Here is a 25330-nt window from a genome sequence, read left to right as displayed (position 1 = left end):
TTTTCTGGGCACGTTCTTTTTTGCCGCCAGGATCTTCCAGACGACCTCGTCTATTCCACTCTCCGCGGCATCGATCGACAGAAGACTCAGATCAAGTCGCTGTTTCTCCCCGAGTAAGGGCTTACAGGAACAGTCGATCTTTCTCGGTCATGTGGAAAAACACCTTTGTCCCGCTTCATCAAGGTGCGGAGAGGTACTCCCGCGAGCGGCGATACTAAGTCCGGTGCTGATCCCGCACCATGCAAAGGGATGTACAGCACCACAATAGGAGAAAGAACAAATGCTTAAGACAGAACAGGCGCGGCCCGATACCGGCCACCTGATGAACATCAACCCCCGTCATGGTGGCCGCGAAGACAAGAGCGACAACGCCTTCGGGCTCTGGGGCGTCGATCATATTGCGCTGCCGGTGACAGACATCGTTATGATGGAGCAGTTTATCCGGGAGTTCCTCGGAGGTGAACCTTATTACTATGCTGGCTTTGACGACTACGACAAGGGAACGAACCGAAAGCCGCACCTTTTTGTCCGGATCGGCCGCACTCTCCTGCAAATCACGGCGGAAACAGGTCCATCCACCCCACAGGCCGACGATCCGAACATTGCTCCTCATTGGGCCTTCCGGACAAGCGTCGAAGGGCTCGATGCGAACATCGAGCGACTGAAGAACGAGGGCATCCCCTTCTTCGGGCCGATGGCCCATCGCGATATCGATGTCGTCTCGGTCTACTTCCGCTCTCCGGAAGGCCACAAGCTCGAGTTCTGCACCTGGGACGAATATCCGGTCGAAAAGACAAAGATGATGGGCGCCCCGGGTGTCGGCTTCATTCGCTGGAAAGAGCTCATGCACAACTGGCCCAACAACCGATAGTAACGAGACGGCGCGACATCGGCGGGATCGAACCAGCAAGGTCGGCCCGTCGAGCGTCGCTTCCCGCACAGGGCATCCAGACAGAAAGCGAGTTGAGCAATGAAGACCATCGATGCGCCGATATTCGTCGTGCTCGTGCGATATACGCAGCCAGTGGAAGCGGTGATGAAACACTTGGAGGCCCATCGCGAATTCATCGCATCAGGGTACGCGCGCGGTATTTTTCTTGTTTCCGGACGTGGCGCGGATGGCGATCCCGGTGTGGTGGTCGCTTCGGGCGTAAGCCGGCAAGAACTGGAGCAATTGATGAAGGAAGACCCATTCCACCAGCATTCGATGGCCACTTACGAGATTCTCAAGTTCCACGCGTCACGCGCGTGCGACGAACTCGGCCAATTGTTTCCGTCCCTATAGGAGGGACAGCTTCGCGCTGCGCTTTGGCGTGAGCCGCTGTTGGACGCCGGTTGGACGGCCGACGTCCATGATGACAGGCAGACAGGTCTACGGCGTTCTTTGGGAGGGAGCGTGTCATGAAACAGGATAGACAGAACTGTACTCCGACAGATGAACTCGCTGCGCGGCAGGATCAACTAGAGTCGGCGTTTCTGCGGGGGACGATTGGTCGTCGCCGCTTCATTGCGACTTCTCTCGCTCTGGGCTTTCTCTCAGCGTCTCGGGTCAAGTCCGTCGCCCAGACACTGGAGGAAATCAAGACCAATCAAGCCTCTCAAGTCCGGTCACTTGCTGGCAACTACGACTACGTTGTCTGCGGTGCGGGTAGCGCGGCCTGTGCCCTGGTGGGCAAACTGGCAGCCGACGGAAGCAAAAGCGTTCTCCTGATAGAAGCGGGAGGCTGGGACGACGCTCCATCAGTTCTCGATCCGCGACTGTGGTTCACCAATCTGGGCACCGAACGCGACTGGGGCGACGCCTCCGAACCTTCCGCTGATGTCAACAATCAACGCGTGGTGATTCATACGGGGAAGCTGTTGGGCGGCGGCAGCAGTATTAATGCAACGATCTGGGCCCGCCCCTTCAAGAGTGATTTCGACTATTGGGCTGAGGTGACACAAGACAGGCGATGGAGCTACGAGTCCGCGCTTTCAACCTTCCGCCGCATCGAAAACTGGCAAGGTGTACCGAGCGAGCGGTACCGCGGCCGGGGCGGCCCCGTCTGGTGCCAGACCGCGCACGATCCGTCACCGCTTGCACTCGCGATGCTCGATGCCTGTCGCGCCCTTGGGCTACCGATCAACAGTAGTTTGAACGGCGTGCGCGAGGAGACCGGCGAAGGCTTTGCCCTGACGGAGCAGATCATACGGGACGGCCAGCGCCAGAACATGGCAAAATCCTATCTCTACCCTGTCCTTGCCCAGGCAAATGTGACGCTTCTAACAAATGCTCATGTGGATCGAATTGCCCTCGATAAAGGCATCGCCACCGGGGTCGAATTCACGCATGAGGGTCAGCGGCGGACAGTCGCGGCGGACCGCGAGGTCATATTGTGCGGCGGCGCCTTCAGTACACCGCAGTTGCTCATGCTCAGCGGCATAGGCGATCAGGATTATCTGAAGTCTGTCGGAATTGAGCCGGCCGTCCACTTGCCTGAGGTCGGGATGAACCTCCAGGACCATATTCTGCACGGGTCCTGCCTGTGGGACGCACCGCAGCAGATGGAACATCAAAACAGCGGTGCGGAGGTTCTCGGCTATCTCAAAAGCGACCCCACACTCGACAGACCTGACATTAGTCTTGTCCAGGTCGAACTCCCCTATGCGAGTGGAGCGATTGCCAAAGCCTTTGGCCCGACACCGAAAAGCTTGGCGCTATGCGCCGGCCTTATGGTGCCGAAAAGCCGCGGTCGCGTCCTGTTGAAGACCAGCAATCCCAAAGATCGCCCCGTTATCGAGGCAAATTACCTCTCTCATCCCGACGACCTCGCAGCGCTTGAACGAAGCATTGCGTTGTGCCGTCAGATCGGCAATTCGGAAGCGATGAAGCCATTTGCCGTGCGGGAGATCGCCCCGGGCAAGGAGCTCAAAGGCGAAGAGCTCGCAAATTTCGCGCGCGATGGGGTAACGACCTACAGTCATCCGAGCGGGACCTGTCGAATGGGCGCCGACCCCGGCGCGGTTGTCGATGCCGAGTTGCGCGTCAACGGCGTCGGCAAACTTCGCATTGCCGACAGTTCGATCATGCCACGAATCCCTGCATGCGCCACGATGGCCACATGCGTCTTCATCGGCGAACGTCTCGCCGAGCTTCTCGAAAGAGCCGGTTAGACGTGGACAGGCCATGACCGGGCGCCCCGCAGCGAACAATCTTCAGCTTCATTCGAAGGAGTAGACGAATGGCATATTCCATCAATTTCACTGTGAATGGTGAGCGGCGACTAGTTGAAATCGAGGATCCGCGTGTGACGCTTCTCGATTTGTTGCGCAACCATCTGCACCTGACAGGTGCAAAGAAGGGTTGTGACCGCGGCCAATGCGGGGCCTGCACGGTTCTGGTCAACGGACGCCGCATCAACTCGTGCCTGGCGCTGGGGGTGGCTATGGACAACACCGAAGTTCTCACGATCGAGGGCGTTGCCGGCGACGGCCGGCTTCACCCCGTTCAAGAAGCTTTCATTGCGAATGACGGTCTGCAATGCGGGTTCTGCACTCCTGGCCAGATCATGAGTGCTATTGGCCTGATAAATGAGGGACAGGCTGGCGACGACCCCGAACGGATTCGCGAATGTATGAGCGGAAATCTCTGTAGATGCGGAGCCTATCTCGGCATCACACAAGCGATACAGGAGGCTCAGAATAGCCTCTCCGGCACAGACCGCAGGAGTGCGGCATGAACCGGTTTGAATATCTGCGCCCCAATTCTGTTTCGGAGGCGGTTGCCGCGGCATCTGAACCCGGCTCCGCGTATCTCGCCGGAGGAACGAACCTGCTTGATCTGATGAAGGCAGGAATTGACCGGCCGACACGGGTGGTCGATGTGACGCGCCTTCCGGACCTCGACCACATCGAACGCCGCGACGACGGCACGTTGAGGATAGGTGCGCTTGTGCGGAATGCGACGCTGGCGCACGACCAGGATTTCGTTCGAAGCTATCCGTCGGTGGCTGAGGCGCTGCTGTCCGGCGCCTCGGCGCAATTGCGCAATGCGGCGACGGTCGGCGGCAACATCATGCAGCGCTCGCGGAATGTCTTCCATGCGGCACTTGCAAGCGTCTCCGATGCCCCGGCTATCGACGCCGCCGAGGACGACGGCAGATACAGTGCTATCCTGGGCTGGAGCAAGGCCTGCAGCGCAGTTCACCCCTCCGATTTCTGTGTTCCGCTTGTCGCGCTGGACGCACTGGTCGAAGTTGAGGGGCAGACTGGCAGACGCGAAGTGTCGCTCGAGAGCTTCTATCATTTGCCAAAGGACTCGCCAGAAATAGCAACGGTGCTTCAACCGGGCGACCTTATCACCGCTGTCACCCTTCCTGCGCGAGCGGGGGCATTTTCAGCAAACGCCTCTTATCTGAAGCTCCGTGAACGCACCTCTTATGCTTTCGCATTGGTGTCTGCCGTAGCCTGCCTCGACATCGAAGATGGCAAGATTGCGGAAGCCCGCATCGCTCTTGGGGGGGTCGCACCCAAGCCGTGGCGCGCGCGTTCCGCCGAGGACGTTCTCAAAGGAGCGGTGCCCAGCGAAGCTGCGTTTCGTCGTGCCGCGGAGGTCGCGTTGGCTGACGCGCGGCCCAGTCGCGACAACGCGTTCAAGATTGAACTTTCGAGGCGCGTCGTCCTGCGCGTCCTGTTGTCCGCCGCAAGCGGAAGCCCGGAAAGGCTTCCACCACTTCCCTCATCGCCGTTCTCAACCACTCCGGGAGTGCACCAATGACGCATGAATACGGATTTGTCGGCTCGACTCCTCATATTCGCCACGGCTCCAACTCCGGCCAGCCGCTGACACGGCGGGAAGGCGTACTCAAGGTCACTGGCGCTGCGCGGTATGCTGCGGATTGTTATCCCGAGGGGATGCTCTATGCAGTGATCGCGGAAAGCACGATCGCGCGCGGTCTCGTAACCTCGCTCTCGCTGGGGGCTGCGAAGGCACATGCGGGCGTCGTGGAGGTGATGACGCCGGAGAACCGGCCACCGCTTGCGGCGGATCCCAATGTCAGGCCGAATCCTTTCATGATGCGGCTCGATGTGCTTCAAAACAACGTCGTTCGCTTCGCAAGGCAACCCGTCGCAGTCGTTATTGGCGAGACTTTCGAGGCTGCGACTGAAGGGGCGATGCTGCTTGCGCCGCGCTACCAGGCCGAACTCCCGCGGATTGATCTGGACAATGCCGAGAGTTTTGTGCCGAAGGTCATCCGGGTGGCGAGCCCGCCCGAACAAGGCACGGGCGATATCGAGGCCGGGCTTGCCGCCGGCGCCACTCATGTCGACGTCAGGTACGAAACCCCCGACCAATACCACAATCCAATGGAGCCCCACGCGGTGGTGGCGGTCTGGGAAGGCGACAGGCTGTCGATCGACATGCCGACCCAGAACCCGGCATTCACCCGTTCACAACTCGCCTATATGTTTGGCCTTCCTGCCGAGAACATCTCAATCCGCAGCCCGCTTGTGGGCGGAGGTTTTGGAGGCAAGGGGATGTTGACCGGCCCCACCGTCCTCGGAATCCTGGCCGCGCGTCTCGTCAACAGGCCAGTCAAACTGGTACTGCGCCGCGATCAGATGTATGGCCCCGTGGGTCACCGGGCGGCAACGCGTCAGCGGTTGCGCCTCAGCATGGACGGTGACGGAAGACTGACTGCGCTGAGCCATGACACCCTTACAGCAACCAGTTCGTTTGACGAATTCATAGAGCCTGCTGGGGATGCCTCACACGTGCTGTATGCGTCCCCCGCGGTTTCGGTCACCCACAGGGCGGTGCGACAAGATCAGGGCACACCAATTTTCATGCGGGCTCCTGGTGAGGCGCCCGGCTCGGCCGCGCTCGAATCTGCGATAGACGAGCTGGCCTGGTCGCGACGCATCGATCCTCTGGATTTCCGGCTTCGCAATTATTCGGAGGTCGAGCCGCTACATCACATGCCGTTCTCCTCGAAGGAATTGCGAGAATGCTACGCTCAAGGGGCGGAGCGCTTCGGCTGGTCGAAGCGCCCGCTTGAACCGAGACAAATGCGTGACGACCGTGGTTTCCTGGTCGGCTGGGGGATGGGGACCGCAACCTTCCCCGCGATCACGTTCCAGGCGGCTGCCCGAGCTGTACTTCAAAGCGACGGCACAGGAATCATCGAAATTGGATCGGCGGATATGGGGCAGGGTTCCCTGACGGCGCTTGCCCAGATAGGCGCAGACAGCCTTGGGCTTGATGTCGAACAGATCGAGTTCCGCGCCGGCACGTCCGATCTTCCCGATGGGGGGATTGAGGGCGCCTCCGCTCACACTGCGACTGCCGGTTCAGCAATCAGCTCGGCTGGAGCGGACGCCATCGCGAAACTGGCGGCCCTGGCGACGGTGGATCAGAACTCGCCTCTCTTCGGTGCGGGTAACACCGGCCTCATCGCGCGCGGTGGCCGACTCTTTCGCCGGGACGACGAAAGCCGAAGTGAGAGTTACGCGGAAATACTGGCTCGCGCAGGGACCAGCGCCGTTGAGGGTAACGGCAAATGCGGCCCGAACCCGGCCGCGCAGTCTTATTCAATGCACTCGCATGGCGCCGTATTCGCAGAGGTTAAGGTCGACCCCGACCTCGGTCAAATTCGCGTCACGCGGCTTGTTGGGGCCTTTGCTGCAGGACGCGTGATTAATCCCCGGATGGTACGCAGCCAGTATTACGGTGGCATGATCTGGGGGCTTTCCTTCGCTTTGCAGGAGGAGGCTGTCATTGATCGACGGACGGGCCTCGTCGTGAACGCTGATCTCGCGGAGTATCGAATTCCAGTCAACGCGGACGTGCCTTCACTCGAGGCGATCATCGTCGAAGAGCACGACCCGCACGTGAATGCTCTGGGCACGAAAGGCGTTGGCGAAATCGGCATCACCGGTACGGTGGGTGCCATCGCCAACGCCATCTGGCACGCCACGGGTGTCCGCGTCCGTCGGTTCCCCATCCGGATCGAAGATATCATGTTTCCGCCAGGCACAGAGGCCTAAGATTTCCATAGCGTGTACGAACTGCTGCGGCAGCCGGCACTCCAACCGAACGAATGAGAATGTCCATGACCATGCCAGCTTTCAAACCCACCGCGCGTCCAATTCCATCGAACGCGGTGCCGACAAGTGAACTCAAGAAATTCGTTCCGCACTTGTCCATCGCCGAACGCGACCGACGATGGTCGAGGACCAGAAGCCGAATGATGTTTGCCGAACTGGACGCCTTGGTGTTCCTTGGCAACGACATCTATTTCGGCATGGGGATGGCCAATCTCCGGTACATGTTTCAGCTGGACGCCCAGCTTGGCGGTGACGCACTGTTTCCCGCAACCAGCGATCCTGTGGTCTGGACCGGCATCATTCACATGAACAGGCCCTTTAACGCCTTCGCGTCCATGCAGGATTGGGTTGGAGATGTTCGTGGGCGGGCGGGCTTGGGTGCGATTGTCGAGGAAATCCGGGCTCGCGGACTGGAGCAGGGGCGTATTGGGATTGTCGGATTTTCCTCCACTATTCAGCGGACACCGACCCTGCTTCACAGAGAGGTTGAGGGACTGAAAACGCTCCTGCCGGGCGCCACCTTTGTGGAAGCGAGCTGGCTGATCGAGGAGTTGCGCGTCGTCAAAAGCGAAGAAGAGATCGAAATGCTTCGCGGGGCAGGACGCATTGCGCGCAAAGCTGTGGATGCGCTGATTGAAACCGCGCGGCCAGGCGTGCCCGAGGCAGTGGTATACGCTGAGATGATAAAGGCGCAGATCGCCAACGGGGCCGAACCGAATATTTTCAATCTTTGGGCGTCCGGACCGGTTGATCACCCGGAAGACGAGCTCTGGCATCTGCTGCATGGGTCGGACCAGCCCATCGCTCCCACAATGCGTCCGCTGGAAACAGGAGATATCATCATTTCGGAGCTTCACACGAAGTATGGTGGATACCGCTGCCATACGGAATACACCGTCTATCTCGGCAAGCAGGCTCCGAAGGAATTGCTCCGCATCTGGGATGTTGCCGTCGAATGTTTGCATGCCAGCAAAGCCGCACTGACAACGGGCCGCACGATTGGTGAGGCAGTGGCGATGATACGCAAGCCAGCCGAGCGGGCCGGGCTGGACTGGGTCGAGCTTGGCTTCCACGCGATGGGAACCGCCTCGCCAGAGCATCCCAGCGTCGTCTATCCTGGCGGATTTGGGGTGAACGCTGTCAACGGTGCGCACGTCTCGGAGATGGAACTTCAGGAGGGCATGGCGTTTGGCAACAACATCAACCTCCATGATGCCAACTGGAAGGTCGACGTCGGGGTTATGCTGGCGGACTTCATGGTCGTCCGCGACAAGGAGGCGGAGCTTCTCGTGAACACGCCGCTTGAGCTGGCGCAAATTGCATAAGTTCCGACTGCAAGACGTTTTCGAAAGATAAGGAGAAACAATGAACACTACCACGCACCCGTCCAGGCTTGGGCTTTATGCAGGGAGCGACGAGCGCGTCGATGCGGCGTTTACGGTGATACACGGCCGTGGCGGCGAGATCCTGAACATCCACAAAACCCTTTGCCATTCGCCAGGAATGTTTCGCGCGATGGCAACCTATGCTGCCGCACTCCGAAGCGAGTCGGCAATAGCCGCTCAGATCCGACAGTTGGTGGTGCTCCGCGTCTGCCAATTGAATAGCGGCGCGTATGAGTGGAGTGTGCATGTCGGCGTGACCACGAAAATGGGCGTACCCATGGCCAAGATCGAAGCGCTCCGCAACTGGACCGAATCTGATCTCTATTCCGACGAGGAGCGCGCGGCTCTCGGATTTGCGGATCAAACGTCCGCCAATACCGGCGTCAATGAAGAGACGTTCCAGACGGCTCTGAAAATCTTTGGCGCGCGGGGCGTCGTCGATCTGGCGGCCCTGGTTTCCTGGTATGTGGGAAATACGCGTTTTGCGACCGCCCTCGAAATCGTGCCGGACGGACCCGGCGTGCTCGAATAGCGGCTATGAGACGATCACGCCGCCGGCGGCCTCGATGGCATCCGGCGTGTCGACATCTATCAACGCGCCGTCGCGGATCTCCACGTCGACAACCGGCAGATCGAAAGCCCTGATCAGCGCACGCGCGCCTTTGTCACCTGTCAGGCCTTTCAGTTCACCAAAAAACGCCTTCGGAAATACGACCGGGTTACCGGGCGCTCCCAGGCCCATGGCCCGAACAATGGATCTTCCACCATCTGCTCGAAACATCGAAATCAGTAAATCGAGGTCCGGAACGGTCAGAGCCGGCATGTCTGTAAGAACGATCATGACACCGTCAGGCTCCTCGGCCTCTGCAGCCGAAACACCAAGCCATTCCCGAGGCGAATGAAGCGTTGTGGACAAGCTTAACGGGAAGATCCGCAATCCTCAGCTGAATGTCGGAATGCCGGTATCCAGTGACCACGATCACCGACCGCGCCGCGCTCGTGGTCGATGTCAGCGTCGATCGAGGGATGAGCGGCATGCCCTGGAACGTGGAGAGCAGCTTATGCGCGCCACTCGCCCCCATGCGGCTTGAACGACCTGCCGCAAGCAGAACGATCGATACGGAAAGCTGATCTGATCGTCCATGTCCATGTGATCCGTGATCTTCCTCGGTCATCCGTATATAGCCAATCGGCAGGCCACGACGTCGGCCATGACAGACAAGGCCAATGAATACGCATCGCGCGTCGGTCCGAATATCCCGATCGGCGCCTTGATGCGAGCAATATCATCATTGCCATAGCCGAGTTCTTTCAGGCGCTCGACACGTTTCCGGTGCGTGCGCGTGCTTCCGAGCGCTCCGACGTAGAAAGCCGGCGAACCCAGAACCCTCCGTAGGAGCGACTCCTCGCGGTCGAGATCATGGTGCAGGAACAGGATTGCTGTATAGGCATCGACCTGCCGGACGGTGTCTCGCCCGGACTCGCCATTCTCGTATACAAGAACATCAAACTGCGAGGCTGCGGCCAGGCGAGCAACGGCACTTGCCTCTACCGTCTGTCCGGAGATAACAACGCGTGTGCGCGGACGGTAGTTCGTCAAGAAATCTCCGCCCTGCCAGCCTGCCCGCTCCGGAGGCTCCACAAATTGAAGCGACTGCCACTCACGGCAATAGCGCAGACCCGCTGGCCGGCGTTCATCGATACGACGGAGGACTTCTTCGATCGGCCTGCCGTCTTTCAGCAAATGGATGGCGATGGTGATGCTGCCGCCGCAAGGAAGTACGATGTCGAAGAAAGGCGAGCCGTCGCCAAACGTCACGATCCTGTCGCAGCCCTTCACCAGGGCGAGAAGCGCTTCGCGAGCGACTGCCGCTTCGACACAGCCCCCCGACACATAGCCACAGAACCGCCCGTCCGCTGCCACGACCATATGCGACCCCAGCGCGCGCGCGGCCCCACCGCGGATCTCGACGAGCGTCGCCAGAACGACGTCGCTGCCCTCTTTCAAGCAGGCACTGGCAAATCCAAGGATCTCGATTGTATCGTCGGTGGTCAACGCCCTTACAGGTGCCGGCGTCAAAACGTCAATTGTGTCCTCGTCCATTTCGTTTCCCGTCGGATCGTCGGTTTCGATGGCTCGGCTGCAGAACCAGGCCGGAACGCTGGATGCTTCCCGAACCAGAAATCTTCAGAAACGCCGCCCTTATGGCTGACTTCGCTACGCCGCATTGTTGCCGTTCCAGCGCGAGTGGCTCCAGGATGAGCGGCCTCGACAGGCTTCTACACGCCTAGTCTAATGCGAGCGACCTCTGCCGAAAAGTGCCGGGCCATGATACTAACTTTCGCCCCGCGCTAGCCTGCCATCGATGCGTGGAAGACCAGATCTTCAATTGGCTGTCGCTCACTGGGAATTTCCTGGCTTCGAAGCTGAGGGACGAGTATCGAAGGATCGCCCAGCTTGCCGACTGCTGCGACGGCATTGATCGTGTGGCCGTCAGGAACTTTCAGAGCTTCCGCCAATCTCCCTCGGTCGAAGCCGCCGATACAATGGGTGTGCCATCCAAGAAGACTTGCCTGTTGGGCAAATGACATCCACGCTGCGCCTGTATCAAAGACGTGGGATCGAGATTCCATCGTCTGGCCATCGCGTTCCAGCGTTTTCTTAGATATGAAAGCGACCATCGCTGCTGCCCGAAATGCCCAGTCGCGATTGACCTCAAAGAGGCATCCGAGAAAATCTTCCCAGGCAGGTCCGCCCCGTCTTGAATAGACGAACCGCCATGGTTGCGCGTTGTGTGATGAGGGGGCCCATCGGGCCGCCTCGAACATCGTCATTAGTTCCTTTTCCGCAATCGGCTCTTCAGAGAAAGCGCGGGGCGACCAGCGCTCCAGGAAAAGCGGCGAAACCTCATAGGAACTGACACGTGGCGTCAGACCCTTGTAGGCGCCATCGTGATACAGAAGCGGACTGGCTCCTGAGACGCCGCCGCCCACAACCTCGCCAATGAAGATCGTATGTGTTTCCGCATCCGTTTCGCTCACCAGTTCGCATTCCAGATGCGCTGCAGCTTGGTCAAGGATTGGCGTTCCTCGCCATCCGAAACGGTGCGCGACATCCTCAAACCGGTTTTCAGATTTGCTGGAGAAGCGCTCTCCGAGATCCTTCTGATGGTCAGCCAGAATGTTGACAACAAAATTCCTGCTACCGGAAATCAATGAGTGACTGCGAGTGGAGCGATTGACCACGATCAATATCCGCGGCGGGCTGGCCGAAACGCTGCTGATGGCCGTCGCCGTCATGCCGTGCAATTGTCCCTCATGTGACGTCGTTATGACACCGACGCTCGAAGCGACGTGTCGCATTAAAGTGCGGAACAGTCCGACATCGATCGGCGTGATTCTTTCATGGATCATAGTTTCTCCTCCCAGGTTAGGCGGACGAGGGCTGAGACCTGCGAAATCGCGAGTTTCAGCAGTGCTTGCCGCAAAACAGCCAGTGATTGGAGACAATATCCAATACCGGTTCTAAAACTATGATATGTCCGTTTTTTAATTAGTCAAGTCACGTCCGCCGCCGGCGGAAGCGCCGGTCGCAAACTTCGCGTTAAGCTGTTGCGCCCCTCATTCCGTCCAGGAGCAGCGCGATCATGCTCTTCAGCTCGCTAAGCCCGGCTTCGACATCCGGCTGGTCGGTTGATATCCAGATCCGCACTGCGGCAAACATGAGGAGAAAAATAGTACGCGCGCTCAACGTCGCGTCCATGTACGGCCTGATCTCTCCCCTTTCACGTGCCTGCACAATCATTACCTTGACGTCGTTCAGGGTTTCGCCGCGGACGCGGTGGAATTCCCGCGCATGGAGTGAGTTGGTGTGGAATACGTTTTCGCGAAGGAGCACGCGGAACAGGCCGGGCTCCTTTGCATAGGCAGTGTAAGCTGGCCTGAAATAACCGGTCAGCGCATCGAGAAGATTGCCTTCCTTCTTTGCTTCCTCCCTGCACTTGGCGATCAGCGATGGCATCCCTGCATTAAACACGAGCAGCACCAGTTCGCTCTTGGTCTCCGCGTATGAGCTGAGTGTCCCCAGCGCAACCCGTGCTTCTTTCGCGACGTCCCGTAGTGTAGTCGCATCGTAGCCGACGTCCGCGAACTGCCGGCGCGCCGCCAAAAAGATCCGTTCCAGCTTTTCGACCTTGTTCTGTTCTCGCAGGCCAAACCGTTCAGAATCGATCCCGAGCAAATCCCGAAGGCGATAAATATCGAGGCCATCGCTGTCTTCAATGTTGATGTCGTCGTCTACCGGTTCCTCTCGAGGGACCTGTTTTACAGCTTTCATGGACTTTACTAACCTTCATCTTATGCGGCCCGGAACCACGCCATCAAGTACGATCCGGACTGCCATTTTAGAGCCATCGGTGGTGAAGGCAACTATAGCACAATCTTTCGTACTGCGCCCAACAAAAACTTGACAAGTCATGAAATCGTACACGTTATAGAATTTCCGAGGCCGTGGAATCGAGGGAGGCGGTTGCTTTGGTTGTGGAGAGAATTGACTATGCGGCGGGCAGCGTCGTCGGCCGTGGCGCGCTCGTGTGGAATGACAAGATCGAACGGCCGCGTCCGCTTCTTTTGGTTATGCCAAACTGGCTGGGAGTGACCGAGGCTGCGATCGCCCGGGCAGCACGGATGGCCGGCGACGATTATATCGCTTTCGTGGGTTGCATGTATGGCCTGGGCAAGACCTGCGATGGACCGCCTACGTCGAAAGCGTGGGTGGAGGAGATTGCCTCAGATCCGGCAGAACGCAGAACGCGGGTAAATGCAGCCCTCGACACATTGGTCGCCGAGGGTACCAGGCGTGGAATCGGAGATCCCTCGAAAACGGCTGCGATTGGCTTTTGCTTTGGTGGCGCCAATGTACTGGAACTGGCGCGGAGCGGAGCCGACATCGACGCGGTTGTTTGCGTCCACGGGGATCTCGCAGGAGCGCTGCCAGCGCGCAAAGGCGACATTAAAGCCGCCTTGTTCATATTACACGGGACGAAAGATCCGGTGGCACCCAAGGCTGACCGCGATGCATTGGAGGCGGAGCTCGACGCCGCGGAAGCCAAATGGCAAATGCTCAACTTCGGTGGGCTGCTCCACGCTTTCGCCGAAGAGGGGATTAACGTTCCCGGTATTGGCGTTTACGACCCCGGCGCCGCACGCCAGACCTACAAGATGATTGACGACTTCATCGGCAATGTGTTCGCAAACCGGATTTGAGATTCTTTTTGCGACCTAGCATCGCGCGTTGTCCAGACAGCGCGTTCGACGGATCCCATCGACCTGCAGAAAAGTACGGGTCGCCCGTACAATGTTCAGTTCTTCAGCGGGTCCTGAGCAAGTACCTTTCATCACAATCGACAAGGAGAAGAGTGATGTTGTTGTTAACAGCCGCGAATGGCAACCAAGGAAAACTACTGCTGCCGCGGCTCCTTAAGGATGGCTTCAATGTGCGAGCCTGCACCCGGTCCGAAAGCTCCGCTGACGCTATTCGCGCTCTGGGTGTCAAGGAGGTGATCGTCGGAGACATTGCCGAACCGGATATCCTGGAGCGAGCCGTTGAAGGCGTAAGTCGGGTCTATCACATCGGGCCATCTGCTCATCCTCGCGAGCGCGAGATGGGGCTTCGTATGGTGGATGCCGCGCGCCAGGCTGGCGTCCGACATTTCGTGTTCAGTTCGGTTCTTCACCCTATTATATCGGACCTGGTGCAGCATGAGATCAAGCGCGACATAGAAGAACACCTGTTGTCTTCCGGACTGGAATTCACAGTTCTCCAACCGACTAACTACATGGTGCCGTGGCGGTTTCTGCCTGCCTTCAGAGACGGCGTGTTCCGGTTGTTCTGGTCGCTCGATCGGCGGCAGTCGATGATCGATCTACGCGACATTGTTGATGTTGCGGCGCGCGTGCTCGGCGAGGGCGAGCGCCACTATGGTGCAACCTACGAACTGAGCGGCGAAGGGCGATTTACGGCGCATGAGATCGGTGCGGTGATCTCCCACGTCGTGGGGCGCGAGATCCGCGTCGAGGAAGTGAACTCTGAAGACTATCGCAAAGGTCTGTTCGGAGATGGTGACCGGAGCAGGTTTGCTCATCAGGACCGGGTTCTGAAGAGCATTAGCGACCACTATTCAAATCACGATTTTGTCGGAAACCCCAACGTTTTGACCTGGCTTCTCGGGCGAAAACCGAGGTCCCTCGAGGAATTCATTCGCGGTCAATTCGAGGCATATCGAATGGGCTAGTCTGACATCTGTTTCGCCGATGAGAGCCTGTGCCGCAGATCGGGCGGGTAGACATTGGACTGACACGAATTGCCGCAATCTGATAGGGAGGGTATCTTTCAAACCCTCCCTCTCTTCGCATCGGTCGCGACAGGAGGGGATCAATCGCGAGCGGGCGGACAAATACCGGAAGGGCGGATATGGTGGGCTTGTGGCTTCGAACTCAGGGGCGGCAAGGAGGCGGGCAGCGCCTTCATCAACAATCTCAAACTTCTTTACCACGTGGCAAATATCGGCGATGCCCGCCGTCTCGCTATCCACCCTGCGACAACGGCCCACTCGCAACTGACCCTGGAGGAACAGATCGCGAGCGGGTGTCGGACGGTTATGTGAAGCTCTCAATCGGCCTCGAACTCGATGATATTCTTCTTGATATCGAACAGAGCCTCACGACCGTGGCTTCAATCTGAGCCGCCGGCGGATTCAGCGGCTACCAATCCCATTGGAGGAACCACGATGACATTCCGGTTCAAAGACATATTCAATGGCACGCAATCAGCGCTACGCAACGCACCGACAAAAGCGGTCGCCGTCTTCTCGACGCAATCGCGCCAGGGCGACGGCGTCGACAGCAGCGTCCAGGCGTGGCAGTTCACGGTCAAGGTGGATGAGCCCGCAGCCCTTGGCGGCAACGACCCGCCCCCCCAAATCGCGTTGAATATATTCTGGCCGCGCTTGGATCATGTCAGGAGATTACCGACAGGCTTACGCGGACGCCCTCGGCGTCCCGTCAATGGCGTTTCGGTCAAGCTCGATGGCGAAATCGATCTGCGCGCTCTTTTCACTGCGGACAATTCAGTCCGCCCAGGATTTCGAAACATTACCGGCACTGTGACAATCGATAGCCCTGCCACGGAAGAACGGCTGCGAAGGCTGAAACAGATCGTTGATCAGCATTGCCCCGTGCTCGATATCCTGTGGAACTCGGTCCCTGTGACACTGGGCCTGCAACATGAGCCGTTGCGTGAAGCGATATCCGCCGAATAACGCGCCTGCGACCAGGAGGGCAGGGGGCCGCAGGCCTCGGATTGACCTCGCCCCAAGCCCATCTGGAATCGTTCGTCGCGAAGCTGGGGCGATGTCGAACCGCCCTCCTGTCAGAGAGCAGCCCTCAAGAAGCGGTAGAACTCCCAGGCCATAACGCTGCCGCAGGCGGTGCTTGCCATCACACGCGTTTTGGCTCCTCGCCAGCACCCTAATGCCATGCCCGGATCGACAGAACAACGCAATGCGGGTGTCAGCGGCGTGAGTGTTTCTGTATGTCGCGCTGCCACGCTACGACGGCGGCGATCTTTAGCCTTGATCGGGCCGTTGTTGCCGCCTGGGCAGAACCCCGACATTCCGTTGCGCGTCAAGGAGCTCGCCAATGGGAAACGCGGTTTTGTACTTGACCTGTTTAAGAGCGAAGCTTGAACGAATATTGGCAACACCCGGTGTTTTAGAGAGTTTCTCGACAATGAAATGCTGAAGCGCCCCGACATCGGATACCACGACACGCAACATATAGTCTGAATCGCCGGTCATCAGATAGCACTCCATCACCTCCGAAAAAGTCTGGATCGCGGCTTCAAATCGTTCCAGTTGGGCTTCCGCCTGCCTCTCCAGTGTTACCTGAATGAAAACGCTGATGTTGGCGCCAACGCTATGTGGATCAAGCAAGGTGACGCGCCGGGCTATTACACCGGAAGTCTCAAGCGCACGGACGCGGACGAGGCACGGCGATGGAGATAGTCCGACGCGCTGAGCCAGTTCGACATTCGACAGGCTGGCGTCTTCCTGCAATTCGATCAAAATTTTCACGTCGATCGTATCCATGCGGATCCTCGGCACTTCGTGCTGCATTTTGCGGTCTATACGGCATAATAACCTTCAAACGATGCAAACATCAACATCTTCAGCATGACCTGCGGTGGCAACTCTGCTATTTTTATAATATGTCCGAAAATAGGGAGGGCTCAACTATGCATTCTAATCTTAAGAATCTCGCGGTCGCAGCGAGGGTGGGAGACACGGATCCGCCCGAGACTCACGATTGGCTGGCCTCGCTTGAGTCACTCCTCGGAAACGGTGGAAAGGAGCGCGCCCGCTTTATCCTTTCTGCAATTGAGGAAAGAGCGACAGAGTTGGGCGTCCTGCCAGACCTGTTGCCATTCTCCCCGTATCGAAACACCATACCGATCGACGAGCAGCCGCGCTTTCCGGGCGACATTGAAATGGAAGAACGGATTACCGCGATCTTGCGGTGGAACGCGCTCGTCATGGTGATGCGGGCCAACAAAGCTTATGGCGAACTAGGTGGGCATATTGCGAGCTATGCCTCGGCAGCCGAAATATTTGAGGTTGGCTTCAATCACTTCTTCCAGGGACCAGACGCCGAAGGGGGTGGCGATCTCGTTTTCTTCCAGCCACACTCCGCCCCCGGGGTATATGCGCGCGCCTTCCTTGAAGGCCGGCTATCGCAGCAGCAGCTAGAACGTTATCGCCAGGAGATCGGCGGCCCCGGACTTTGTTCCTACCCTCACCCATGGCTGATGCCCGATTTTTGGCAGCTGCCAACCGGATCAATGGGTATCGGCCCATTGAGCGCAATCTATCAGGCAAGGTTCATGCGATATCTTCGCGATCGGGGGCTGGCCAATACAGACGAACGGCGCGTCTGGGGCGTCTTCGGCGACGGCGAGATGGACGAACCCGAGTCGATCGCTGGACTGTCGCTTGCCGCGCGGGAAGGGCTGGACAACCTGGCCTTCATCATCAATTGCAATCTTCAGCGTCTGGATGGACCTGTCCGTGGAAACGGCCAGATAATTCAAGAATTGGAAATGCTGTTCCGCGGTGCCGGATGGAATGTCGTCAAGGTACTTTGGGCTTCCGAGTGGGACAGCATCTTCTCACGCGACGTCAATCATGCGCTGCTTCGTCGCTTTGCCGCAACGGTCGATGGAAAGTACCAGACGCTCGGCGCAAAAGACGGCGCCTATAACCTCGCCCACTTTTTCGATGAGGACCCGGAAGTTCGGGCGCTTGTTGCTCACATGTCGGATCGCGATGTTGATGCCCTGCGTCGAGGCGGGCACGATTTCCGGAAACTCTACGCTGCATTTGAGGCGGCGCGCCAGACCAAAGGCAGGCCCACCGTCATTCTCGCCAAGACCAAGAAGGGCTATGGCATGGGGGGCGCAGGCGAATCCAGGATGACCGCGCATCAGGCAAAGAAGCTCGATATTGAGGCCCTTCTCGCATTCCGGGACCGGTTTGACCTCGCTTTGACCAATGAGCAGGTGGAGCGCCTGGACTTCTACCGCCCTGCAGAAGACAGTCCTGAGCTGACATACTTGCGGGCAAGGCGAGAGGGGCTCGGCGGATACCTGCCGGCCCGTAAGCGCCAATCATCTGCCGTCCCGGTCCCGGCCATCGACAGCTACGCTGAGTTTGCATTGAGGGCAGACGGCAAGGAGATGTCGACCACAATGGCAGTCGTGCGTCTGTTCAGCAATTTGTTGAAAGACAACGAGCTTGGTCCGCGCATCGTGCCGATCGTCGCCGACGAGGCGCGCACTTTCGGGATGGCCAACATGTTCCGTCAGGTTGGCATCTATTCTCCGGTCGGACAACTCTACGAGCCCGAGGATGCCGGCTCGATGCTCTACTACAAAGAGGCGAAGGACGGACAGCTGTTGGAGGAGGGGATCACGGAGGCCGGCGCAATTGCTTCCTGGACGGCGGCCGCCACCGCCTACAGTGCACACGGCAAGGCGATGCTGCCATTTTACATCTACTATTCGATGTTTGGATTCCAGCGCGTGGGCGATCTCATATGGGCGGCGGCCGATCAGCGGGCGCGAGGCTTCCTGATTGGCGCGACCGCTGGACGGACGACCCTCGGCGGGGAAGGCCTGCAGCATCAGGACGGTTCCAGCCTGGTGATGGCCGCCGCCGTCCCCAACTGCCGCGCCTATGATCCCGCCTATGCCTATGAAATGGCAGTTCTCCTCGACCATGGAGCTCGCTCGATGCTGGAGGCGCAGAAGGACGAATTCTATTACATCACTGCGATGAACGAGAACTACGCCCAACCCTCGATGCCTGAAGGCGCAGAGGCAGGCATCGTTAAGGGTCTCTATAAGCTCGCGTCCCATTTACCGCAGAAGGGCCAGCCAACCGTCCGTCTACTGGGTTCCGGCGCAATCCTGCCGGAGGTCGTGGAGGCAGCAAAACTTCTGAAGGACGATTGGGGTGTTGGCACAGACGTGTTTTCGGCAACCAGCTTTTCCGAGCTTGCTCGAGACGCCCGCGATGTCGAACGCCATAACAGGCTGAACCCGCTTGCGGAACCTCAAGTGAGCCATGTTGAGGCGTGCTTGCGGGGCAGTGCGCCGATCATAGCGGCAACTGACTATGTCCGAGCGTGGCCTCAGCTTATCGCGTCCTATGTGAACGCACCTTTTTCCGTGCTTGGCACGGATGGCTTTGGACGCAGTGACACCCGAGCAGCCCTGCGTGCCTTCTTCGAGGTTAACCGCCATCAGATCGTGATAACGGCGCTTTCCGCGCTCGCACGGGAAGGTGCAACCATGCGCGAAACGGTCGCCGAGGCAATCGACCGCTACGGGGTCGCGGCTGACGCGCCTGCACCCTGGACTGTTTGACCCCCATTCTTCCAAGGCTGATCATGAGCAACCTCATAAACATTTTCTTGCCGGACATCGGCGACTACAAGGACGTTCCCGTCACTGAAATTCTCGTAAAGCCCGGCGACAGCATCTCCCGCGATGATCCGCTTCTCAGCGTCGAGTCCGACAAAGCAACGATGGAGGTCCCGGCGACCGACGCCGGCACGGTGCATGAGTTGAAGGTCGAAGTCGGCAGCAGGGTGTCGAAGGGCTCGCTGCTCATGGTGCTGGAGCTGACGGCCAGTCCCGCCCCGGAGCTGGAAATACGCAAGGCGGATAACGACACACCCGCTCGACAGGCGTCGATAGCAGATAATCCTGCACCGTCAGCGCCCGAACCGGTTCCGGCCACAGAAAAAGCCGCACCGGCTGGATCTGTCCCCAACGGCGCACACGCGACCCCCTCGGTGCGCGCCTTGGCGCGAGAACTCGGGGTGGATCTCGGCAAGGTCAAGGCCACCGGGACCAAGGGCCGTGTCCTGCATGAAGACGTCACCGCGCATGTGAAGAAAGCACTGGAAGCGCCAGCAACGGCAAACGGGATGGGCATCGGAGCGGATCTGCCACCTTGGCCGTCCGTCGATTTCGAAAAGCTCGGCCCCGTGACCCGCGAGCCCTTGTCGCGCATTCAAAAGATCTCTGGCGGCAACCTTACACGCAATTGGCTGACGATCCCGCATGTCACCAATTTCGATAAGGCTGACGTGACCGAGATCGAGACGTTTCGTCAGACGATCAACTCAGAATCGCGTTCATCCGATTTCAAGCTCACTATGGTCGCGTTTCTCATCAAGGCGTCCGCTCGCGCACTGAAGGCATTCCCCCGTTTCAACGCTTCGCTTGTTGGTGATGAACTTATTCTGAAGAACTATGTCCATATCGGTTTTGCAGCCGACACGCCAAAGGGTCTCATGGTCCCGGTCATTCGTGACTGTGATACAAAGGGTCTTCGAGACATTGCGACGGAAATGCGCGCACTCGCGGACAAGGCGCGTACAGGGACGCTTGCGGGTGCAGACATGCAAGGTGGGTGCTTCTCGGTCTCTTCGCTCGGAGGCGTTGGCGGTTCTGGGTTCACTCCCATCATCAACGCGCCGGAAGTGGCGATCCTGGGAGCCGGTCGTTCGGCCACAGAGGCGGTCTGGGACGGGACTGGTTTCCGGCCACGTCTGATCCTCCCTATCAGCCTGTCCTGGGACCATCGCGTGGTGGATGGCGTCGCAGCCGCAAATTTCCTCGGCCATATCGCCGCAACCCTTGCCGACTTCCGTCGCGCAGCGCTCTGAGGACATGACATGACCGATATACGCCTTCCGGACATTGGGGACTTTACAGATGTTCCGGTCATCGAGGTGCTGATCAAACCGGGAGATGACGTCCTTCTCGACCAGCCAATCCTGACGCTTGAATCCGACAAGGCGACACTTGAGGTGCCATCGCCGCAGGCTGGGCGTATCGAAACGGTTGCCGTCGCAGTCGGTGATCGCGTTTCGATGGGTTCGCTGATCGGGACGATCTTGCCTGCGCCAGGAGCCGCGCCGGAGACCGTGCCACAAGCTGCGGCAGAGCTCCAGCGGTCCCGAGTAACGAAAGAAGCGCCGGTCTCCCAAGCGATGCTGGTGGTAAAGGATGCGGCGGAGGTTGACTTCGACGTGGCGGTCATCGGCGGCGGCCCTGGAGGTTATTCAGCTGCGTTCCGCGCGGCCGATCTTGGGCTTCGCGTGGTCTTGATCGAAAAGGATGAGACCCTGGGTGGCGTCTGCCTCAATGTGGGGTGCATTCCCTCTAAGGCATTGCTGCACGTCGCAGCGCTCAAGCTTGAAATGGAGGGACTCGCGGAACACGGGCTAGCCTTCTCCGAACCGGCGATCGGTCTCGGCAGGCTTCGGTCCTTCAAGAATGCGACAGTGTCACGTCTCACAACGGGGCTCGCGCAAATGGCAAGCAAGCGCAGCGTCGAAGTCGTCCGGGGAACGGCGACATTCGCCTCGTCCCGTAGTCTCACCGTCGACGGCACGGGTTTGATCAGTTTCGCCCATTGCATCATCGCGGCGGGCTCCTCGCCGGTGCGGCTGCCGTTCCTGCCTGAAGACCCTCGTATCATCGATTCTACAGGTGCGCTCGAGTTGCCGCTCATTCCAAAGCGCATGCTGGTGATCGGCGGTGGGATTATCGGCCTCGAAATGGCGACGGTCTACAGCGCGCTAGGGGCAACGGTCGACGTCGTCGAGCGCCTCGATGGGCTCCTCGCGGGGATCGACCGCGATGCCGTAGCGATCTGGCGGAAGGAAAACGCCAAGCGTCTCGGCGATATTTTCCTTGGCGCAAGCGTCGAGAAGGCGACCGCCGGGCCAGAGGGTATAACGGTTTCGATCGGCAGCTCGCCGCCGGTGGACCGGACATACGACCTCGTTCTTCAGTCTGCCGGCCGCAGACCCAACGGCGCATCTCTCGGGCTCGAGGCGGCCGGCATTGCAGTGGACTCGAGCGGCTTCATCACAGTCGACAATCAGATGCGTACACGTGCGAAAAACATCTTCGCTATCGGTGACATTGCCGGCGACCCTATGCTGGCGCATAAAGCCGCTCATGAAGGTCACGTTGCCGCCGAAGTCGCAGCCGGCATGAAAAGTCACTTCGATGCCAAAGTCATCCCGAGCGTCGCCTATACCAATCCCGAGATTGCTTGGGTCGGCGTCACTGAGGATGCAGCCAAGATCTCGGGCCGAAAAGTGAAGACAGCAAAGTTTCCCTGGGCCGCGTCTGGGCGTGCGATTGCCAACGGCGCGGCGTATGGAATGACGAAGCTGATCTTCGATCCTGATACGCATCGTCTTGTCGGGGGTGTGATTGTTGGACCCAATGCTGGCGATATGATCGGTGAAATCTGCCTCGGGATTGAGATGGGAGCGGATGCCGTAGATATCGGCAAAACAATTCACCCGCATCCCACCCTCGGCGAGACGATCGGCATGGCTGCCGAGCTCTTTGAGGGCGTCTGCACAGATCTTCCGCCCAGCGGACATTCGTCAGGAAGGGTGGGCGCCAGTTGAGCGCCCCCTGATAACGCCAGACAATAAAAAACTGATGCATATATCAGTATTGTGATTTATCACAGTTATATGCATAATTGCGTTGAGGAAGAGCTTGATCGCCATGATCCGGCACAGGGAGGCAAAGGCAACCACCATGAATTTTGTATTTGAGCACCAGCCGGTACCAAGTGTTGCGGTAGAAGGCGAGTCCGCCCGTTTTCCAGTTCGCCGCATCTTTTGTGTTGGCCGAAACTATGAAGCTCATGCGCGCGAAATGGGGAAGGATCCTTCGCGCGATCCTCCGTTCTTCTTTACAAAGCCTGCCGATGCCGTTGTGGACGATGGTATTGTGGTGCCCTACCCGCCCCTCACGCAGAACTTTCATCATGAGGCGGAATTGGTGGTTGCGATCGGTCGCCCCGGTTTCAACGTGACGGAAGGCGATGCTTGGGAGCTCATCTGGGGCTATGCGGTTGGCAACGACTTAACTCGGCGCGATCTGCAGCTCGACGCACGTGACAAGGGAAGACCGTGGGACTGGGGGAAGGCTTTCGATAACTCGGCGGTATGCGGACCAATCCGCAGGGCGCACGAGACCGGACGACTGGAAAAGGGTGCGATCCGACTTTCAGTAAACGGGACGGTCAGGCAAGAGGCAGACCTGTCCGACCTCATCTGGTCCGTACCCGAAATCGTGTCGATTTTGTCTAGCGCTGTGCAATTGCTTCCCGGAGATCTTGTGTATACGGGGACTCCCGCAGGTGTCGGCGCCTTGGTTCCCGGAGATGTCTGCAAAGTTGAGATCGAGGGACTCCGTTCCATTACAACGCCGATCGGTGCGGCGCTATCATGACCGCCTTCATCCTTCATAACTATTTCCGCTCGTCCACGTCGGTCAGGGTCCGCGCTGTTCTCAACTGGAAGGGTTTGCCATACGAATACGTCCCTCACCATTTGCGCAGAGGTGAGCACCGCGAGGCATCCTACCTCGCGATAAACCCTCAGGGTCTGGTTCCTTCGCTTGTATTGGAGGATGGCACGACCCTAACCCAATCGCTTTCCATCATAGAATATCTGGAAAGGGAGCATCCCGAGCCGCCGTTGTTACCCAAGACGTCAATCGACCGGGCGCGCGTCCGTGCAATCGCCTACTCAATCGCCTGCGAGGTTCACCCGCTGAACAATCTTCGTGTTCTCGAGTATCTACGATCCGCTTTCGGCGCCGATGAACACGCCATCGCCCTGTGGTTCAGACACTGGGTTAATGAAACATTCAAGCCTCTTGAAAAAATGCTGGCCGAAGATGCCAAGACAGGCCGCTTTTGCCATGGAGACGCGCCGAGTATCGCGGATGTCTGCCTCTACGCCCAGGTGATCAACAACCAGCGCTTCAATGTAGATATGTCTGGTTATCCAACGATCAGCCGGATCTTTGAAGCTTGCGCGCAATTGCCCCAATTTCAACAGGCAGCTCCGGACAATCAACCCGATGCGGAGTGATATCAACCACGCCGCCGGCAATGACAGTTTCAGCTAAATCCAACGCAACCAGGCACGGCGGCAGCCAAAGGTTCATTGGTTCATCGGGAAAAGACCGCAAGGAGGAGAAGATGAACGAGGCAAGCCACAGCAATGTCATGAAATCCGAGGATACCCCTGAACTTCGTCAACTCTATGCGGATTTTGAGGCGGGGCACCTGATGCCTCTCTGGACTCAGATCGATGACATCATGCCCGTCGTCCCAAAACCAAAAGCGGTGCCGCACGTCTGGAAGTGGTCTCACCTTTTCCCGCTGGCTGAGCGCTCAGGTGCACTCGTTCCAGTCGGTCGCGGTGGCGAACGGCGTGCAATCGGACTGGCCAATCCTGGTCTGGGTGGCAAGGCGTACATCACACCCACGCTTTGGGCCGCAATCCAATATCTCGGGCCACGAGAGACAGCACCAGAGCATCGACATGCCCAGAACGCATTCCGCTTTGTTGTCGAAGGTGAAGGGGTCTGGACCGTTGTGAACGGCGATCCCGTGCGGATGAGCCGAGGCGATCTCTTGCTGACGCCAGGGTGGCACTTCCACGGACATCATAATGACACGGACCATCCCATGGCCTGGATCGACGGTCTCGATATTCCATTTTCATACCAAAACGACGTTGGATTTTTTGAATTCGGGGCAGACCGCGTTACCGACTATGCCACCCCCCGGTTTTCGCGCGGCGAGCGCCTGTGGGCACATCCCGGCTTACGGCCATTGTCGGAACTCAAGGATACTGTGAGTTCGCCGCTGGCTGCTTATCGGTGGGAAAACACGGACAAGGCGCTGACCGAACAATTGCTTCTGGAGAACGAAGGACAGCCGGCAACGGTTGAACAGGGCCATGCCGCAATTCGCTATGTCAATCCCACCACCGGCGGGGACGTCATGCCCACTATTCGGTGCGAGTTTCACCGGCTACGCGTGGGAACGATAACCCCACCCCGCCGGGAGGTGGGCTCGAGCGTGTTTCAGGTTTTCGAGGGAGCAGGCACTGTTGTGCTGAACAATATCGAAAGCAAGCTTAATAAGGGCGATCTCTTTGTCGTCCCGTCCTGGGTGGCCTGGTCACTCAATGCCGAAACCCAATTCGATCTGTTCCGCTTTTCGGACGCGCCGATAATGGAGCGTTTGGGCTTTGCCCGCACCCAGGTGGAAGGGGTAGGTCGCTAACCAGGAGACTGATGCAGGGGTCCGGAATGACTGATCAGAATGAGATAGCGGCTAAGGCCTGGTTGCGTGACAGGCAGGGGCAGGGCGCGCGTTACGATGCGCCGACGGCTCCGG

General features: G+C 58.7%; 23 protein-coding genes and 1 pseudogene. 18 read left to right on the top strand and 6 right to left on the bottom strand.

Annotated elements, in window-relative coordinates:
- Positions 1 to 280 precede the first annotated feature (280 nt).
- From GGD50_RS29030 to GGD50_RS28995, 8 genes are all read left to right on the top strand, one after another.
- A complete protein-coding gene (locus GGD50_RS29030; RefSeq protein ID WP_183940667.1) occupies positions 281 to 871 on the top strand; it encodes a VOC family protein in 591 nt (196 codons plus the stop codon).
- 99 nt (positions 872 to 970) lie between these two features.
- A complete protein-coding gene (locus tag GGD50_RS29025; RefSeq protein WP_210318997.1) occupies positions 971 to 1285 on the top strand; it encodes a YciI family protein in 315 nt (104 codons plus the stop codon).
- Positions 1286 to 1401: 116 nt separating this feature from the next.
- The gene (locus tag GGD50_RS29020; protein WP_183940665.1) at positions 1402 to 3153 is read left to right on the top strand and encodes a GMC family oxidoreductase; all 1752 of its coding nucleotides are present in this window, start codon (positions 1402 to 1404) and stop codon (positions 3151 to 3153) included.
- A 68-nt stretch (positions 3154 to 3221) separates the two neighbouring features.
- Entirely contained in the window at positions 3222 to 3719 is a 498-nt protein-coding gene (locus tag GGD50_RS29015; RefSeq protein ID WP_183940663.1) for a (2Fe-2S)-binding protein, read from the top strand.
- Positions 3716 to 4756, top strand: coding sequence for an FAD binding domain-containing protein (locus tag GGD50_RS29010; RefSeq protein ID WP_183940661.1), 1041 nt, complete (start codon positions 3716 to 3718; stop codon positions 4754 to 4756). The genes GGD50_RS29015 and GGD50_RS29010 overlap by 4 nt, the downstream gene beginning before the upstream one ends.
- Positions 4753 to 7026: a xanthine dehydrogenase family protein molybdopterin-binding subunit gene (locus GGD50_RS29005; protein WP_183940659.1), complete on the top strand. Its 2274-nt coding sequence runs from the start codon at positions 4753 to 4755 to the stop codon at positions 7024 to 7026. Before GGD50_RS29010 ends, GGD50_RS29005 begins: the two co-directional genes overlap by 4 nt.
- Before the next feature lie 65 nt (positions 7027 to 7091).
- A complete protein-coding gene (locus GGD50_RS29000) occupies positions 7092 to 8411 on the top strand; it encodes a M24 family metallopeptidase (protein WP_183940657.1) in 1320 nt (439 codons plus the stop codon).
- 40 nt (positions 8412 to 8451) lie between these two features.
- Positions 8452 to 9003, top strand: coding sequence for a carboxymuconolactone decarboxylase family protein (locus GGD50_RS28995; protein ID WP_183940655.1), 552 nt, complete (start codon positions 8452 to 8454; stop codon positions 9001 to 9003).
- Positions 9004 to 9006: 3 nt separating this feature from the next.
- On the opposite strand, the gene GGD50_RS33290 is transcribed toward GGD50_RS28995, so the two are convergent.
- From GGD50_RS33290 to GGD50_RS28975, 5 genes are all read right to left on the bottom strand, one after another.
- Entirely contained in the window at positions 9007 to 9312 is a 306-nt protein-coding gene (locus tag GGD50_RS33290) for an NTP transferase domain-containing protein (RefSeq protein ID WP_281397268.1), read from the bottom strand.
- Positions 9313 to 9319: 7 nt separating this feature from the next.
- Positions 9320 to 9553, bottom strand: a complete 234-nt coding sequence (locus GGD50_RS33285; protein ID WP_281397276.1) for a glycosyltransferase family protein — start codon at positions 9551 to 9553, stop codon at positions 9320 to 9322.
- Positions 9554 to 9642: 89 nt separating this feature from the next.
- On the bottom strand, positions 9643 to 10575 hold the full coding sequence (locus tag GGD50_RS28985) for an XdhC family protein (RefSeq protein WP_183940653.1): 933 nt from the start codon (positions 10573 to 10575) through the stop codon (positions 9643 to 9645).
- A gap of 248 nt (positions 10576 to 10823) precedes the next feature.
- A complete protein-coding gene (locus tag GGD50_RS28980) occupies positions 10824 to 11834 on the bottom strand; it encodes a flavin reductase (RefSeq protein ID WP_246451609.1) in 1011 nt (336 codons plus the stop codon).
- Between the two features lie 241 nt (positions 11835 to 12075).
- Positions 12076 to 12807 (bottom strand): TetR/AcrR family transcriptional regulator, encoded by a 732-nt coding sequence (locus GGD50_RS28975; protein WP_183940649.1) that lies wholly within the window; start codon positions 12805 to 12807, stop codon positions 12076 to 12078.
- 203 nt (positions 12808 to 13010) lie between these two features.
- Here GGD50_RS28975 and GGD50_RS28970 point away from each other — a divergent pair, with 203 nt between their 5' ends.
- The 4 genes and pseudogenes from GGD50_RS28970 (at position 13011) to GGD50_RS28955 (ending at position 15790) form a co-directional block, all read left to right on the top strand.
- Positions 13011 to 13736 (top strand): dienelactone hydrolase family protein, encoded by a 726-nt coding sequence (locus tag GGD50_RS28970; protein ID WP_331371108.1) that lies wholly within the window; start codon positions 13011 to 13013, stop codon positions 13734 to 13736.
- Positions 13737 to 13891: 155 nt separating this feature from the next.
- Positions 13892 to 14764, top strand: a complete 873-nt coding sequence (locus GGD50_RS28965) for an SDR family oxidoreductase (protein WP_183940645.1) — start codon at positions 13892 to 13894, stop codon at positions 14762 to 14764.
- 118 nt (positions 14765 to 14882) lie between these two features.
- Positions 14883 to 15213 (top strand): annotated as a pseudogene (locus GGD50_RS28960) (PLP-dependent transferase); the annotation flags it as partial.
- Between the two features lie 46 nt (positions 15214 to 15259).
- On the top strand, positions 15260 to 15790 hold the full coding sequence (locus GGD50_RS28955) for an OsmC family protein (protein ID WP_246451600.1): 531 nt from the start codon (positions 15260 to 15262) through the stop codon (positions 15788 to 15790).
- Between the two features lie 306 nt (positions 15791 to 16096).
- Here GGD50_RS28955 and GGD50_RS28950 read toward each other — a convergent pair whose 3' ends face one another.
- Positions 16097 to 16618, bottom strand: a complete 522-nt coding sequence (locus GGD50_RS28950) for an Lrp/AsnC family transcriptional regulator (protein ID WP_246451599.1) — start codon at positions 16616 to 16618, stop codon at positions 16097 to 16099.
- A gap of 146 nt (positions 16619 to 16764) precedes the next feature.
- Between GGD50_RS28950 and mdeB the strand changes: the two genes are divergently transcribed.
- From mdeB to GGD50_RS28920, 6 genes are all read left to right on the top strand, one after another.
- Complete coding sequence (mdeB, locus tag GGD50_RS28945; RefSeq protein ID WP_183940772.1) at positions 16765 to 19452, top strand: alpha-ketoglutarate dehydrogenase; 2688 nt, start codon at positions 16765 to 16767, stop codon at positions 19450 to 19452.
- 23 nt (positions 19453 to 19475) lie between these two features.
- The gene (locus GGD50_RS28940; RefSeq protein WP_183940641.1) at positions 19476 to 20762 is read left to right on the top strand and encodes a 2-oxo acid dehydrogenase subunit E2; all 1287 of its coding nucleotides are present in this window, start codon (positions 19476 to 19478) and stop codon (positions 20760 to 20762) included.
- Between the two features lie 9 nt (positions 20763 to 20771).
- Positions 20772 to 22529, top strand: a complete 1758-nt coding sequence (gene lpdA / locus GGD50_RS28935; protein WP_183940639.1) for a dihydrolipoyl dehydrogenase — start codon at positions 20772 to 20774, stop codon at positions 22527 to 22529.
- A 136-nt stretch (positions 22530 to 22665) separates the two neighbouring features.
- A complete protein-coding gene (locus tag GGD50_RS28930; protein WP_183940770.1) occupies positions 22666 to 23364 on the top strand; it encodes a fumarylacetoacetate hydrolase family protein in 699 nt (232 codons plus the stop codon).
- The gene (maiA, locus tag GGD50_RS28925; protein ID WP_183940637.1) at positions 23361 to 24011 is read left to right on the top strand and encodes a maleylacetoacetate isomerase; all 651 of its coding nucleotides are present in this window, start codon (positions 23361 to 23363) and stop codon (positions 24009 to 24011) included. The genes GGD50_RS28930 and maiA overlap by 4 nt, the downstream gene beginning before the upstream one ends.
- Positions 24012 to 24121: 110 nt before the next feature.
- Positions 24122 to 25216: a cupin domain-containing protein gene (locus GGD50_RS28920; RefSeq protein WP_183940636.1), complete on the top strand. Its 1095-nt coding sequence runs from the start codon at positions 24122 to 24124 to the stop codon at positions 25214 to 25216.
- The last annotated feature ends 114 nt before the right edge of the window (positions 25217 to 25330 follow it).

The sequence above is a fragment of the Martinezella paranaensis genome (assembly GCF_014200235.1).
GTDB lineage: Bacteria > Pseudomonadota > Alphaproteobacteria > Rhizobiales > Rhizobiaceae > Rhizobium > Rhizobium paranaense.
Note: the sequence above shows the minus strand (reverse complement) of the source record. Positions and strands in the feature narration are given on the sequence as shown.